Origin of the sequence: Pseudomonas putida (genome assembly GCF_016406145.1) — a bacterium.
Classification (GTDB): domain Bacteria; phylum Pseudomonadota; class Gammaproteobacteria; order Pseudomonadales; family Pseudomonadaceae; genus Aquipseudomonas; species Aquipseudomonas putida_E.
Genome location: NZ_CP066306.1, coordinates 2,985,790 through 3,000,759 on the forward strand (window position 1 = coordinate 2,985,790; position 14,970 = coordinate 3,000,759).

13 protein-coding genes are annotated in these 14,970 nt (G+C 63.8%); 1 reads left to right on the forward strand and 12 read right to left on the reverse strand.

Annotation, left to right across the window (positions count from 1 at the left end):
• On the reverse strand, nt 1-2,181 hold the full coding sequence (locus tag JET17_RS13695; RefSeq protein ID WP_012314547.1) for a PQQ-dependent dehydrogenase, methanol/ethanol family: 2,181 nt from the start codon (nt 2,179-2,181) through the stop codon (nt 1-3).
• A gap of 337 nt (nt 2,182-2,518) precedes the next feature.
• Here JET17_RS13695 and JET17_RS13700 point away from each other — a divergent pair, with 337 nt between their 5' ends.
• Entirely contained in the window at nt 2,519-3,616 is a 1,098-nt protein-coding gene (locus tag JET17_RS13700; protein ID WP_012314548.1) for an alkene reductase, read from the forward strand.
• A gap of 84 nt (nt 3,617-3,700) precedes the next feature.
• Here JET17_RS13700 and JET17_RS13705 read toward each other — a convergent pair whose 3' ends face one another.
• The 11 genes from JET17_RS13705 to benC form a co-directional block, all read right to left on the reverse strand.
• Entirely contained in the window at nt 3,701-4,612 is a 912-nt protein-coding gene (locus tag JET17_RS13705; RefSeq protein WP_012314549.1) for a LysR family transcriptional regulator, read from the reverse strand.
• 67 nt (nt 4,613-4,679) lie between these two features.
• The gene (locus JET17_RS13710) at nt 4,680-5,381 is read right to left on the reverse strand and encodes a TraX family protein (RefSeq protein WP_012314550.1); all 702 of its coding nucleotides are present in this window, start codon (nt 5,379-5,381) and stop codon (nt 4,680-4,682) included.
• A gap of 3 nt (nt 5,382-5,384) precedes the next feature.
• The gene (locus tag JET17_RS13715) at nt 5,385-6,470 is read right to left on the reverse strand and encodes a metal-dependent hydrolase (protein ID WP_012314551.1); all 1,086 of its coding nucleotides are present in this window, start codon (nt 6,468-6,470) and stop codon (nt 5,385-5,387) included.
• Between the two features lie 95 nt (nt 6,471-6,565).
• A complete protein-coding gene (locus JET17_RS13720) occupies nt 6,566-7,816 on the reverse strand; it encodes an OprD family porin (protein WP_012314552.1) in 1,251 nt (416 codons plus the stop codon).
• A 53-nt stretch (nt 7,817-7,869) separates the two neighbouring features.
• Nucleotides 7,870-9,069: a benzoate/H(+) symporter BenE family transporter gene (locus JET17_RS13725; RefSeq protein WP_012314553.1), complete on the reverse strand. Its 1,200-nt coding sequence runs from the start codon at nt 9,067-9,069 to the stop codon at nt 7,870-7,872.
• A 131-nt stretch (nt 9,070-9,200) separates the two neighbouring features.
• On the reverse strand, nt 9,201-10,115 hold the full coding sequence (catA, locus tag JET17_RS13730) for a catechol 1,2-dioxygenase (protein WP_012314554.1): 915 nt from the start codon (nt 10,113-10,115) through the stop codon (nt 9,201-9,203).
• Nucleotides 10,116-10,154: 39 nt separating this feature from the next.
• The gene (gene catC, locus JET17_RS13735) at nt 10,155-10,445 is read right to left on the reverse strand and encodes a muconolactone Delta-isomerase (RefSeq protein ID WP_012314555.1); all 291 of its coding nucleotides are present in this window, start codon (nt 10,443-10,445) and stop codon (nt 10,155-10,157) included.
• A gap of 18 nt (nt 10,446-10,463) precedes the next feature.
• Complete coding sequence (locus JET17_RS13740; protein ID WP_012314556.1) at nt 10,464-11,585, reverse strand: muconate cycloisomerase family protein; 1,122 nt, start codon at nt 11,583-11,585, stop codon at nt 10,464-10,466.
• Between the two features lie 29 nt (nt 11,586-11,614).
• On the reverse strand, nt 11,615-12,937 hold the full coding sequence (locus tag JET17_RS13745; protein WP_012314557.1) for an MFS transporter: 1,323 nt from the start codon (nt 12,935-12,937) through the stop codon (nt 11,615-11,617).
• A 54-nt stretch (nt 12,938-12,991) separates the two neighbouring features.
• Nucleotides 12,992-13,753, reverse strand: a complete 762-nt coding sequence (locus JET17_RS13750; RefSeq protein ID WP_012314558.1) for a 1,6-dihydroxycyclohexa-2,4-diene-1-carboxylate dehydrogenase — start codon at nt 13,751-13,753, stop codon at nt 12,992-12,994.
• Nucleotides 13,754-13,921: 168 nt separating this feature from the next.
• Complete coding sequence (gene benC / locus JET17_RS13755; RefSeq protein ID WP_012314559.1) at nt 13,922-14,935, reverse strand: benzoate 1,2-dioxygenase electron transfer component BenC; 1,014 nt, start codon at nt 14,933-14,935, stop codon at nt 13,922-13,924.
• Nucleotides 14,936-14,970: the final 35 nt, after the last annotated feature.

Consider the following 14,970-nt stretch of genomic DNA (forward strand, 5'->3'; position numbering starts at 1 on the left):
TCACTCCTGTGGTGTGTTATCGGCCAGTGGCGGCTGGGCGACGGGCTTGGCGCTGAACCGCTGCCAGGCATCGCCTTCGGCCTTCAAGTCATGGGCGCGCTTGATCAGGTACTGGTGCACCTGCTCGACCTGCTCGGGTTTGAGGTTGTCGGCGAACGAAGGCATGCCATCGGGTACGCGCCCGCCATAGAGGATGCCGAGGAACATCTGGTGCTTTTCGGCAGTGAGCTTGCGCAGGTCGGGCAGCACACCACCACTGACGGCGTGGATACCGTGGCATTGCGAGCAGTTGCCGTCATACAGGGCTGCCCCGGCAGCGACCGTTTGCGCATCGGCGGTCAACGCGGGCGGCTCCGGTGCATCGGCCGGTGGCGCCGGCTCACGCAACTTGGCGGTACCGCCGATCTTGTAGGTCAGCACCTGGGCGAACGGCTGCACGCCCGCACGCAATGACAGCGCCCCGGCAAAGGTAGAAAACGCCCCGCCCCAGCCGGCCATGAACGTCACGTACTGCTCGCCGTCCACCGAATAGGTGATCGGCGCAGCCATCACGCCGCTGGCGGCGGGCGACTCCCAGAGCTTTTTGCCCGAATCGGCGGCGTAGGCGATCACCCGGCCGTCGGCGCTACCCTCGAACACCAGGTTGCCGCCAGTGCTCAGGGTGCCACCGTTGAAGATGGTGATGTACGGCACCTCCCACGCCGGCGCCTGCTTGACCGGGTCCCATGCGATCAGCTTGCCCGACCAGCTCTTGGCCATGTCCAGCAGGCCTTCGGCGCCTTCAGGCATCATGCCGGTGCGCAGCCCCAACTGGTAAACGCTCTTGAACGGGTTGCGCTTCGGCGCCTCGGGGATGTGCTCGTAGTAGGCCGACATGATATGCGCCGGGATGTACACCAGGCCCGTGTCAGGGTTGTAGGACATTGGGTGCCAATCGTGGGCACCCCAGAACGCCGGGGTCACCAGCTTGCGCTTGCCGTCCTTCCAGTAGGCCGCCGCCTCATCGTCGAAGATCGGCCGCCCGGTCTTCATGTCGATACCTTTGGCCCAGTTCACCGGCACGATGTTCTTCGCCGACAGCAGCTCACCGGTAGCACGGTCCAGCACATAGAAGAAGCCGTTTTTCGGCGCCTGCATCAGCACTTTGCGCGGTTTGCCGTCAATGGGCAGCTCGGCCAGGATCATGTGCTGGGTGGCGGTGAAGTCCCAAGCATCGCCTGGCGTGGTCTGGTAGTGCCAGACGTATTCGCCGGTGTCGGCATTGACCGCGACGATCGAGGAAAGGAACAGGTTGTCGCCCTTGGCCTGGCTGCGCCATTTCGGGTCCCACATCGAGCCATTGCCCACGCCGATATACAACAGGTTGAGTTCCGGGTCGTAGGCGAACGAATCCCAGGCCGTACCGCCGCCACCCCACTCGACATAAGCGTCGCCGTGCCAGGTCTTGCTGGCGATTTCCATCGCTTTGTTCTCGGGCGGCAGCTTGGGGTCGCCCGGCACGGTAAAGAAGCGCCAGGCCTGTTTGCCGGTTTCGGCGTCGTACGCAGTCACGTAGCCGCGCACACCGAATTCGGCGCCGCCATTGCCGATGATCACCTTGCCGTTGACCACCCGCGGCGCCCCGGTGATGGTGTAGCTGCGCTTGTCGTCATCGCGGGTGTCCACCGACCACACACGTTTGCCGGTCTTGGCATCGATCGCCTCCAGGCGGCCATCGAGCACACCCACGTAGACCTTGCCCTGCCACACCGCCACGCCTCGGTTGACCGCGTCACAACAGGCCTCACCGGCGCGGTGGCGGTCAGACTGCGGGTCGTACTTCCACAGCAGCGTGCCATTGCGCGCGTCCAGGGCGTACACCACCGAAAACGGCCCGGTGGTGTACATCACCCCGTCAACCACGATTGGTGTTGCCTCCACGCCACGGTCAAGGTCGAGCTTGTAGCTCCAGGCAAGGCCGAGCTGGTTGACGTTGCCCTGGTTGATCGCCTTGAGCGGGCTGTAGCGCTGCTCGTCATAGGTACGGCCGTGGCTCATCCAGTTGCCGGGTTCCTTGTCGGCTTCGATGATGCGCTGGCCGTCGACTTCGGCGGCGAAGGCAGGTGCGCTGCACGCCAGGCTTAAGGCCAGGCAGCTCAGCAAGTGCGGCAGAGGCCGACGGTGCGGGCCTGTTCGATTCATGCTCGGTTCTCCGTTCTTGTTATGGCGACACCGCATCAGGCGTCGGTAACACACAGAGCAACGGCTGTGCCATTGGCACAATGAGCTTGCCAAACCTCCATGCCAGAGCGGTTCGACACGGCACTGCCGGCACCGGCAAGGCAACACGGACTGGCGCAGCGATGAAACAGCTGCTGCAGACATGACACAGGTGTGCCAGCCGCTTGCTCAGCCAAAAAGTGTGTAGCCCTGGGTGAACAAAACCATTGGGGAGCCCGCCGCCGGGGTGCCGGTCCTCCCATTCCCGAATCATCCCGGTATCGTGCGCGCCATTGGTTCTTTCACCTTCGGAGCGGCAATGAAACTCTTCCAACCCTTGCAGATCGGCCCATTGACGTTGCCCAACCGCGTGTTCATGGCGCCCCTTACCCGCCTGCGCAGCCTGGAGCCCGGGGATGTACCCACCCCGATGATGGTCGAGTACTACGCCCAGCGTGCCAGTGCAGGCCTGATCATTACCGAGGCTACGCAAATCTCCTTCCAGGCCAAGGGCTACTCGGGTTCACCAGGCATTCACACCGCCGAGCAGATTGCCGCGTGGCGCCTGGTAAACGAAGGCATTCATGCTGCAGGCGGCCACAGCGCCGTGCAGGTCTGGCACACCGGTCGTGTGTCGCACACTACCTTGCAGCCTGGTGGCCAGGCGCCAGTGGCGCCCTCCGCACTACCTGCCAATGCCCGTACCACGTTGCGTGACGAGCAAGGCAACCTGCTGCGCACTGAGACCTCAGCACCGCGTGCCCTGGGCGAGGAAGAGATCGCCGGCATCGTCGCCGATTTCGGCCAGGCAGCGGTCAATGCTCGCGAGGCCAACTTCGACTTCATCGAATTGCATGCCGCTCACGGCTATCTTTTGCACCAGTTCCTCACCCCTAGCGCCAACCAGCGTGAAGACCGCTATGGCGGCAGTGTCGAGAACCGCGCCCGTATTGTGCTCGAGGCGGTGGATGCCGCCATTGCCGGTTGGAGCGCCGAGCGCGTGGGTATCCGCATTTTCCCGTTGGGTGGTTTCAATGGCGTGGACAATGGCGAAGATCAAGAGGCAGCAGGGCTGTACCTGATCAAGGAACTGGCCAAGCGCAACCTGGCCTACCTGCACCTGTCCGAGCCGGACTGGGCTGGTGGCAAGCCGCTGCGCGATACGTTCCGTAAGGCTATTCGGGCGGCTTACCCAGGGGTCATCATTGCCGCAGGTGCTTATACCGCAGAGAAAGGCGAAGACCTGATCGGGCGTGGGTTGATCGATGCCGTGGCATTCGGGCGCAGTTTCATCGCCAACCCGGACCTGGTGGAACGCCTGCGGGTTCAGGCGCCACTGAACGAGCATCGGCCACAGTTCGACTATGCAAACGGGCCTGAGGGGTATACGGATTACCCGTTCCTGAAACAGGCTTGATGGCATGAGGGGCCCCGCGCCTACAGGCTCGAAGCTGTAGGCGCGCCAGGGCTGAACCCGGCTTCAGGGGCCTGACATTCACAATCACTGCTCCCAGGGCACTCCGTGCTCCCAACTCGCCACCAGCAGGTCGATGAACCCCCGTACTCGCGGAGACAGGTGGCGTTTGCTCGGGTACACCACGCGAATAGGGTCGGCCGGTGGCCTGTAGGCGTGCAACACCTCCACCAGCGTGCCCGCGCGAAGGTCCTCCCCGGTGATGTAGGTGGGCAGGTGAATCAGCCCGAACCCTGCCCGTGCGCCATCGAGCATGGCTTCGGAGCTGTCGATATTGAGCCGCCCGGGCTCCTCGCACAGGTGCAGGCCCTCTGGCGTGTGAAAGCGCCAGGCCATGGATTTTTCACCTATCAGGAAGGCGATCTTGTCATGCCCGTACAGGTCTGCAGGCACCTGCGGCACCCCGTGCTGGCGCAAATATTCGGGCGAAGCGCAGGTAACGAACTGCTGCCAGGCCACAGTGCGAGTGAGCAACTGTGAGTCTTCCTTGGGTGCGCCGATCCGTACGGCTACGTCCACGCCCTCCTCGACCAGATCGACGAAACGGTCGGTAAAACGAATGTCGGCGCGCAGTTCCGGCCATTGCTTGAGGTAAGCATCGAGGACCGGCAGCACATGCCGCTGGCCCAACGACAACGGTGCGGTCAGGCGCAGCGTGCCGGTGGGCTTGCCACGCCGCTGGGCCATGGTGCTTTCCACCTCGTCCAGGTCATCGAGAATCTGCCGCCAGCGCTCATACGCCACCAAACCCTCATCGGTCAGGCTCAATTTGCGCGTGGTACGGTTGAGCAGGCGTACCGCCATACGCGCCTCCAGGCGCGCGATGCTCTTGCCCACGGCTGAGCGGGTTAGCCCCAGGCTCGCCGCTGCAGCAGTAAAACTGCCCGCCTTCGCCGCACTGACGAAAGCGGTGATGTCGCCGAAGCGGTTGGATTCCATGTCTGGTTCCTGCGGATACTGAAGACCCGCTTAGATGGGTGCGCATTGCCGTATTGCAAGGGCCTCGTTACAGCATCCAGTGCAGTGCCTTGATGACCAGCAGGTGCAACGGGTAGAACAGATACCCCCAGCGCCCCACTGCAGGCACAGGCCAATGGTCGTGGCGCAGCAGCATGCACCCGACAGGTATGGCCAGGGCTGCAGCGGCCATGGTCAGCAAGGTAACCGGTGCCAGCAGGTGTTCGAGCAACCAGCTGTTGGTCAGGTTGCCCGCCACAGCCAACAGGCACGGCAGCAGCCAGGCCACTCCCCCTCGCCTGCGCGCCATCAGCCAGGCCGCAGGCAGCAGTACGCCGGGCAACCCGTACATCAGCTGCGCACTGCACCAGGTTGCAATCAGCACGGCGGCAAGGCCGATTATTCGCGCTGACGCAGGGGGGTGGTGCACCGCCCAGGCCACCAGCAGCCCCAAGGTCAGTGTGGGGATCACGCTGAATGTCTGGGTGGCAGGGTCCAGCCAACGATAGGGCCCTTCAGACAGCACCATGAAAGCCAGCATCCAGCCCAGGTAGCGCAGGTTGGTGCGGGTGAACAGCCGGCCCGGTGGGCTGCGCCCGACATTCACTGCGATCGCCAGGCAGAACAATGGGAAGGCCAGGCGACCGACGATGAACAGCCCCTCGGCAGCCGGCCAAAGGAAACGTACATGGTCGGCAACCATGGTCACGATGGCCGTCCATTTGACCAGGTCCAACCCCGCTGAACGCACGCCTCAGCGCCCGGGGCCGTCGGCCTGGTGCAGGTATTGGGCGGTCCAGGCGGCCAACGGCAATGGCGGTTGCTGATCCACGATACGGCGCCAGATCAACGCCAGGTCATGGCGGTTGAACATCGAGCCTGCTCCGCTGCCGCGCCACGCAGTGGGCGTGTCGGCAACCCAGTGCCCCTTCGCATCGCGATGGCCCATGTTGAAGCGGAAGGTGTAATTGCCCGGGATCCCCATGCGCAGGTCCGTGACTACCAGCGCACCGCCCACCTCGTCATAGCGCAGCCAGTCATCGGTAAACCAGCGCAGCCGCTGCAACAGGGGGTTATCGGCCAATGCAGTTGCAAGCTGCAGGTTACGCGGCAGGCGCTGCATCTCCGGAGGTGCGCGGTCGAATACACTGCTGACGCCTTCGTAATAATCGCCATCCGGGGTCTTGGCCAGCACGCGCCAGACCAGGCTGTTGAACGCGATCGGTACCGCGCGCACCTCGTTTGCGACAATCCCCTGTTGGTCGAGGGCAGCCTGGAAACGCTGCTCGGCGGCCATGCGCCCGGCCAAGCCGAAACCCAGGTAAACCGTGCTGAACATCAAGGCCAGGCTCATCAGGCGCAACGCCTTGCGGCTCACGCCCCTGATACCGGCATAGAGCACGGCCGCCAGCAGCGGCACGGTGTAGACCGGGTCGATGATGAACACACTGGCCCAGCTTTGCGGGGTGAACTGCAACGGCCAGAACAGCTGCGTGCCGTACACCGTGAAGGAATCGAGGATCGGGTGGGTGACCAGTACCAGCCAGAACGCCAGGAACAGCCTGGGCAAGGTGTAGCCTTTGTCAGGCCAGCGCGTGCGGCCCAGCCGGTTGACCAGCCAGGCGAGCAACAGGGCCAGGCCGGTCAGCACGAAGATAGAGTGGGAGAAGCCGCGGTGGTAGGTCATTTGCGACACCGGGTCGGCGTAGCGGATGACCACGTCCAGGTCCGGCACGGTGCCCAGTGCGGCGCCGTAGATCAACGAGCGGCGGCCCTGGATACGGCCAAGCACTGTGCCTTGCAGCGCGGCGCCGAGTACGGCTTGGGTAATGGAGTCCAAGGGAAGGTTTCCTGAGTGGGCAATACAGGAAACCTAACCCTGCGAACCCCGGTGACGCAATTGCTGCTGTGTGACAACGCGTGGCCGGTACGGGCTCAGAACAGCTGCCAGGTGTACACCAGGATCAAGCGATTCTCATCGATATCGCTACGGTAATTGGACCGCGCCATGGCATTTCTCACCCGAATACCCAGCCCTTTGAGCACACCGCTCTGCACCGCATAACCCAGATCGATATCACGTTCGCGATCCTTGCCCTCGTACCCTTGGCCGGTATCGACGTTGTTACCGGTGAGGTAGCGCACCGTCGCCGTCAGCCCCGGGATGCCCATGGCTGCGAAGTTGTAGTCATAGCGCAGCTGATAGGAGCGCTCATCGGTGTAGGCGAATTCATAAGTCGGCACCTCGTTGCCCAGCGGCGAAATGTTGGCGAACACCCGAGGGAACGGGCTGTCGCCGTACATCGCCTGGTAGCCCGCATGGAAGCTGTGCCCCCCTCGCCTGGCGGTGAGCAGCGAAAAGAACGCCTGGTTATCGATGGTGCCCAGCAACGCATCACCTTGCTCACGGGCGGTGAAATAGCCCAGGTTGGCACTGAGCACCCAGTCCCCTATCGGCTTGCTGTGCTTGAAGCCGACAAAGCCCTGGGCGTAAACGTCTTCCAGTTGCCCGTACCAGAGGCTGGCACTGCTCTGGTTGCTGTTGAACGCGTAATCGCCCCCCGCATAGTTGAACGCGTCGCTCTCGACCTGGCGCTGGGGCACATGGCCGAGCATCGCGTTCATCTTGCCGTCGCCGCCTTCGTTACGTAGGTGCGAGCTACTGAGGTGCCCGGCCTGCACCGTCAGGCCGTCCAGTTCGGACATGCTGAGGCTGACGCCCTGGTAAGTGGGCGGCAAAAGCCGGATATCGCTGAAAGTCAGCACCGGCAGGTTGGGCTGCAGTTCACCGACGCGCAATTCAGTTTTGGATACCCGGGCCTTGAACGTAGGTGCCAAGCGGCTGTATTCGTCGGCGGCCCTGCCATCACCGTGCACGGGCAGCAGCCCTGTATTGGCCCGGTCAGGGCTGCTGTCGAGCTTGATGCCCAACACGCCCAGCGCGTCGACCCCAACGCCTACGGTGCCTGGTGTGTAGCCGGACTTGAAATCAAGGATGAAGCCCTGAGCCCACTCTTGGGCCTTGGACTGCTGATTGGCGCCGACGATGTCGGAAAAGTCACGGCTGAAGTAGTAGTTGCGGGCGCTGAGGCTGGCTTTGGCATCCTCGAAGAAACCGCCTTCGGCGGCGAGTAACGGTTGGCTGAACAGGGTCAGCCCGATGGCGACGCAAGGGGTTTGGTTCATTCCGAAGCTCTCTTGATCTTGTTGTTATGGGTAAAGCGTTGGCAATACGAGTTTCACGGTGAACGGCGCAGGGCCTCCTGGGCATGCGGGCGACGCAGCCTGAGCAGTGCGTGTGCCAGCAGTCCGAATAGCAGGCCCCAGAACGCTGCCGAAAGGCCAAGGAAAGACACCCCTGATGCGGTGACCAGGAAAGTGAACAAGCCGGCGTCGCGCTCTTGCGGCTCAGCCAGGCTGCGGGCCAAGGCGTCGCTGATCGCGCCATACAACGCAAGCCCGGCCAGCGCGGCTATCAGAGCAGCAGGAAAGGCGGCGAACAGCGACATCAGCGTCGCCCCGGCGATGCCCAGCAACAGGTACAGCGCACTGCCGGCGACCGCCGCGACATACCGCCGGCGCGGGTTGTCATGGGCCTCGTGGCCCGTGCACAGGCTGGCTGTAACGGCAGCGAGGTTCAGGCCATGGCAACCGAACGGCGCCAACAAGGCTCCGCCGATGGCACTGGCGCTGATCAACGGGCTGGCGGGCGTTGCATAGCCGGCATTACGCAGCACTGCCATGCCCGGCATGAATTGCCCGGTCAGCGCCACCAGCACCATCGGCAGTGCCAGGCTGAACAATGCCGCCAGGCTGAACTGCGGGGTGATCCACTGCGGCGAGGCCAGTTCCAATACCAGTGCCTCGCTGCGCAGTGCGCCACTGGTAAAGGTGACTACGGCACCCACACACAACACCGCCGCGACGGCGTAGCGAGGTTGCAGCCTGCGCATCAGCACATAGGCAACGAACATCGCCACCACCAGCCCCGGCTGCACCGGCAATGCCCGGAACACCTCGATGCCGAAGCTGAACAGAATGCCGGCCTGCATGCCGGCGGCGATCGAGCCGGGCAGGCGCGCGATTATGCGGTCGAAGGCCCCGCTGATGCCGATCAGCAGCAGGACCAGATTGGCCACCAGATACGCCCCTACCGCCTGCTCCAGTCCCAGTTGGGGCAAGGCCGTGACCAACAGTGCCGAGCCCGGGATGGACCAGGCGATCACCACCGGTACCCGGTAGTACAGGCTCAACAAGCCGCCGAGTACAGCACTGCCCATGGAGATGGCCCAAACCCAGGAAGACAGCAGACCCTGGGACAGGCCGGCGGCTTCGGCGGCGTGAAAGATGATCACCAGCGGGCCGGCGTAGGAAATCATCGTCGCAAGGCAACCTGCGACGATGGCGGAAAGGGAACAGTCCTTGATCAGGTTTTTCATGGGCCTCTCGCTGCAGTAGTGGGTTGCAAGGGCTTTGCGTTTGATCGCCGGCAAGCCGGCTCCCACCCAGACACCGCTGAGTTCATTGCCTGAGCTGTACCTGCAGGAGCCGGCGTGCCCGCGATCGAGACTCAGCCTTCCTGCAAGGCCCGAGGCCGCCCGCTGCGCTGCTCATCCGCGTCTTGCAGCGCCTTCTGCAACTGGAAGTCGAACTTGAGTTCGGCATAGCGCCCGTCGGGCCCTTCACGGAACACCACCTCACCGACCAGCCCATCGCGCGTGGCATAGGCAAAGTCATCCCACAGGTACTTGTCGCCAGACAGGTTGATCTGTGTAGTCAGGTGCCGGTGACCCGGCGCCGAGATGAAGAAGTGCACATGCGCCGGGCGCTGGCCGTGGCGGCCCAGCAGGTCCAGGCATTCCTGGGTCGGCCCCTGCGGGTCGCAGCCGTAGCCCGAGGGCACGATGGAGCGCGCGCGGTAGCGGCCTTCGGCGTCGGTGACGATGCGCCGGCGCAGGTTGTACTCGGACTGGCTCGAGTCGAAGAACGAGTAGGTACCACGGGTGTTGGCATGCCACAGGTCGACAACGGCGCCGGCAAGCGGCTGGCCCTGGGGGTCGAGCACTTGGCCTTCGAGGAACATGACCGTGGCCACGCCCTCCTCGCTGCCGTCATCCATGCGCACCTCGCCTTGGGCGATCGGCGCTCCGGCAACGTACAGCGGGCCTTCGATGGTGCGCGGGGTGCCACCGCTCAGGCCAGCCTCGGCATCCTTGGCATCCTGCAGCAGGTCGAGGAAGTGCTCGATGCCCAGCCCCGCTACCAGCAGCCCGGCCTCGCCACGTCCGCCGAGGCGGTTGAGGTAGTCCACAGCCAGCCAGAACTCGTCCTCGCTGATTTCCAGGTCTTCGATCAGGCGGGCGGTGTCCTGCAGAACACGCTTAACGATACGTTTGAGGCGTGGGCTGCCGTCGTCGTTACCAAAGCCTGCTGCTTCTTCAAAAAACTTCTGGGCGTCGGCAGTGTGGGAAATTTTCACGGTCATGATGGTTACCTCGTCTTGTTCTTGTGCGAAAGGCTTATTTCAGCGGTCGTCGGCGTGGATCGATGACGGGTGACGGCACAGGCCGTCGACCTCGATATCCATGTACGGAAACAGCGGCAGCAACATCAGCGTGTCGTGCAGCGCCTCTACACTGGGCACGTCGAACACGCTGTAGTTGGCGTAGTGCCCGGCAATGCGCCACAGGTGGCGCCAGGTGCCCTCGCGCTGCAGGCGCTGGGCAAGTTCCTTCTCGTCGGCCTTCAGCTGCCTGGCCTGGGCCGGGTCCATGTCGACCGGCAGCTTCACGGTCATCTTCACGTGGAACAGCATGGGGGTTCTCCTTTCAAGTCAGCGGCGGGCGAAGCGCGCCAGGCGGTGTTCGTCGAGGGTCAGGCCCAGGCCTGGGGTACGTGGCACATGCAACTGGAAGTCGTGGTACTGCGGCGGCTCGTTGACGATCTCTTCGGTCAGCAGCAGCGGCCCGAACAGCTCGGTACCCCAGGTCAACTGGCGCACGGTGAGGAAGGCGTGTGCCGAAGCCAGGGTGCCGATCGAGCCTTCGAGCATGGTGCCGCCGTACAGGGCGATGCCGGCCGCTTCCGCAATCTGCGCGGTGCGCAGTACTGCACGCGGGCCGCCGTTTTTGGCGATTTTCAGGGCGAAGATGCTGGCGGCACCGTCCGCAGCCAGGCTGAACGCGTCCTCCACGCTTTCGATGGACTCGTCGGCCATGATCGGCGCGGGGCTGCGCTGGTTCAGGCGCACCTGGCCGCTGCGGTTGATGCGTGAGATCGGCTGTTCGATGAGGTCGATACCGTTGTCACCCAGCACCTGGCAGGCGCGAATGGCCTGGGATTCGTCCCAGTACTGGTTGACGTCGACCCGCACACTGGCGCGCTCGCCCAATTCACGCTTGATCGCCACCACATGTTTCAGGTCCTGTGCCAAGGGGTTGGCGCCGATCTTCAGCTTGAACACCCGGTGGCGGCGAACCTCCAGCATGTGCTCGGCCTCGGCGATGTCACGTGCCGTGTCACCGCTGGCCAAGGTCCAGGCCACCTCTAGGCTGTCGCGCACGCGCCCGCCCAGCAGCTCACTGACCGGCAGCCCCAGGCGTTTGCCCTGGGCATCGAGCAAGGCGCTCTCGATGCCGGACTTGGCGAAGGTGTTGCCCTTGGCCAGCTTGTCGAGCTTGAGCATTGCAGCGTTGATGTTGTCGGCAGCCATGCCGGCCAGCGCCGGCGCCAGATGCGCGTCGATATTGGCCTTGATGCCCTCGGGGCTTTCGTAGCCGTAAGCCAGGCCGCCGATGGTGGTAGCTTCGCCGATACCTTCCACACCGTCGCTGCAACGCAGGCGCAGGACCACCAGGGTTTGCTGCTGCATCGTGTGCATGGCTAGCTTGTGCGGGCGGATGGTGGGCAGGTCGACGATGATCGCCTCCAGCCGTTCAATGGTCGGGCTTGTCATGAAAAGCTCCAGTTCAGTCAGTAGTAAGGTCAGGCCGTCGCGGCCAGGGCGTGACGCCGGCTGCTCGCCAGGTGCACGGCCATGGCCAGCGCGGCGATTGCACCGGGAATGGCGAAGGCGATGAAATTGAGTTGCAGCGGCAGGTTGATCCCCATCAGCGCACCGCCGAGCAGCGGCCCGACGATGGCGCCGTTGCGGCCGATGCCCGAGGCCCAGCCCAGGCCGGTGGAACGCACCGCAAGGCCGTAAAGCTGGGCAGCACCGGCGTACAGCAGGATCTGCGTGCCGATGGTGGTGGCGCCGGCGATGAAGATCAGCACGTACAGCACCGGCATTGGGCTGTTGACGCCCAGCAGGCTGATCGACACAGCCGCTGCCAGGAAGAACGCGACTTTCACCTTCACCAGGTTGTAGCGGTCGCCCAGCCAGCCCCCCAGGATTGCCCCGGCCATACCGCCGAAGTTCAGTGCCAACAGGAAGGACAGGCTCGAGCCCAGGCTGTAGCCGGCGTTGGCCATCAGTTTCGGCAGCCACGAGCTGAGCGCGTAGACCATCAGCAAGCAGCAGAAGAACGCTAGCCACAGGGCCAAGGTGCGGGTGGCCAGGCCATTGCGGAACAGGTCCAGCACTGAACCGCCGTTACCTTTGCGGTCAGTCGCCTGCAATTGGTCGTCAGCCTGCACATCGCAGTGCGGGTCCAGGCGCTTGAGCAACGTGCGCGCCTCCTCGGTGCGGCCCTGGCGCACCAGAAAGCCGATCGACTCGGGCAGGTAATACAGGATCACCGGCAACAGCAGCAGCGGCACTGCGGCGGCGAAGAACATCGACTCCCAACCGAAGCGTGGCAACATGAAGATGCCCACGCCCGCCGAAAGCATGCCGCCCAGCGAATAGCCGCTGAACATGATTGCCACCAGCGTGCTGCGCAGGCGCTTGGGCGCGTATTCATTCATCAGCGCCACGGCATTGGGCATCAAACCGCCGCAACCAAGGCCGGCGATGAAACGATAGATACCGAACTCGCTGGGGCTGCTGGCAAAGCCGTTGAGGATGGTCGCCCCCGAGAACAGGGCGAAACAGATGGCAATCCCTTTCTTGCGCCCGATCCGGTCGGCCAGGCTGCCGAAAACCAGCGCACCGAACATCATGCCGAACAGCGCATAGCTGCCCAGGGCACCGGCCTGCAATGGGCTCAGGCCCCATTCTTTCATGATGACCGGCAGCACCACGCCGTAGATGAACAGGTCATATCCATCGAAGACCAGTAGCAGGCCGCACCAGGCCATGACCATCCAGTGGAAGGCGGTGAAACGGGCGTTGTCGATGATCGGGTGAACGTCAAGGGTTCGCATGGCATCTGTCTCTGTTGTTTTTTTTGTGGAGGAAAACTGCCTTTGGGGTGCTGCTCAGCCGAGGTCGCCGCCCCCCACCGGCAGGGTCACGCCGGTGATGTAGGACGCCTCGTCACTGGCCAGGAAAAGGATCGCGCCAACCTGTTCGTCAATGCTGCCGTAGCGGTGCATCAGGCTGCTGTCCAGGGTCTGGTCGACAATCTGCTGGTACCAGCGCTTGTCCTGCTCGCTCTGCTCGGCCTCATTGCGTGGCACGCGCCGTGGCGGCGCCTCGGTGCCGCCGGGGGCGGTAGCGTTGACCCGGATGCCGCGGCCGGCGGTTTCGAAGGCAAGGCAGGCGGTCAGTGCATTGACCCCGCCTTTGGCCGCGCCGTAGGGCACGCGGTTGACGCCGCGGGTGGCAATCGAGGAGACGTTGACGATGGCGCCGCTGCCGCGTTCGAGCATGTACGGGAGCGCAGCGTGGCAGCACCACAGGGTGGGGAACAGCGAGCGGCGGACTTCGGCTTCGATCTGCGGCACTTCATAGTGTTCGAACGGCTTGGCCCAGATGGTGCCGCCAACGTTGTTGACCAGAACGTCGATGCGACCGAACGCTTCTACCGCCAAGGCCATGACGCGGGCACAGTCGGTGTATTGCTCAAGATCGGCGATCAGCGTCAGCACGCCCTCCCCGGCCAGTTCATGGACCAGTTCGGAGCGGTCCACGGCAACCACCTGCGCGCCTTCGGCCTTCAGCCGCCAGCACACGCCACGGCCGATGCCTTGAGCGGCACCGGTGACCAGGGCTACTTTGTTATGGAATCGGTTGTTCATCTGCTACTTCCTTATCCTGTTATCAGGCACAACCTTGCCTGGCCTGCACTGGCCCCATCGCCGGCAAGCCGGCTCCCACAGGTACAGCGGTGCTCTCAGGCCCAACTGCCGGCTTTGGAAGAAAAAGAGGCCACCTTCACCCGCACGATGGGGCGGCCCCAAGGAAACTCAGGCTGCCGCTGCCGCGAACTTCTCGTAGTAGAAGTTGGCCGGGGTGATGCCCTGCTCGCGGATGTACTGGCTGACCGCCTCGACCATCGGTGGCGGGCCGCACAGGTACACATCGACATCGCCGTCATTGAGGTGGCACGGCTCGATGTGCTGGGTCACGTAACCCTTTTGCGGGTAATGGCTTTCGGGGTTGGCCACACAGGCGCTGAAGGTGAAGTTGGGGATGAGCGCAGCCAGGGCGTGCAAACGGTCCAGCTCGACCAGGTCGAAGTCGTTGGTCACTCCATAGATCAGGTGCAGGGGATGCTCGCTGCCCTGTTCTGCGATCTTTTCCAGCATCGCCGTAAACGGTGCCAGGCCCGTGCCGCCGGCCAGCAGCAGCAAGGGGCGCTGGATCGGGCGCAGGTAGAAGCTGCCCAAGGGCCCGGCCAGGCTCATGTTGTCGCCGGCCTTGGCCAGGCTGGTGAGGAAGCTGCTCATCAGCCCGCCCGGCACGTTGCGAATCAGGAAGCTGACTTCGCCGTCCTTCTGCAACGAACTGAAGGAGTAGGCACGGCTCTGGTCGCTGCCGGGCACCGTGAGGTTGACGTACTGCCCCGGCAGGAAAGCCAGCCTGTTCAGCGACTCCCCCTTGATCGACAGGGCGATGGTACTGGCCGACAGCTGGCGCACATCACTGATGGCGGCCTGGAAGCTGGCTTGTTCGGTCTTGCACAGCTGCGAAGACGCCGGGATACGTACCACGCAGTCGCTTTCGGCGCGCATCTGGCAGGTCAGTACATAGCCTTCGGCGATTTCGTCTGCACTGAGGGCGTCTTCGATGAAGTTGTCGCCCAGGTCATAACGGCCGGATTCGGCCTTGCACTTGCAGGTACCGCAGGCGCCATCGCGGCAGTCCAGCGGGATATTGATGCCCTGGCGGTAGGCGGCGTCGGCGACGGTTTCATGGCCGCTGGCCTCGATGAAGCGGGTTACCCCGTCTTCGAAATTAAGCGCGATCTGGAAGCTCATGTTGCACCTCGCGGGCGAACCTGGCCACGGCGCAC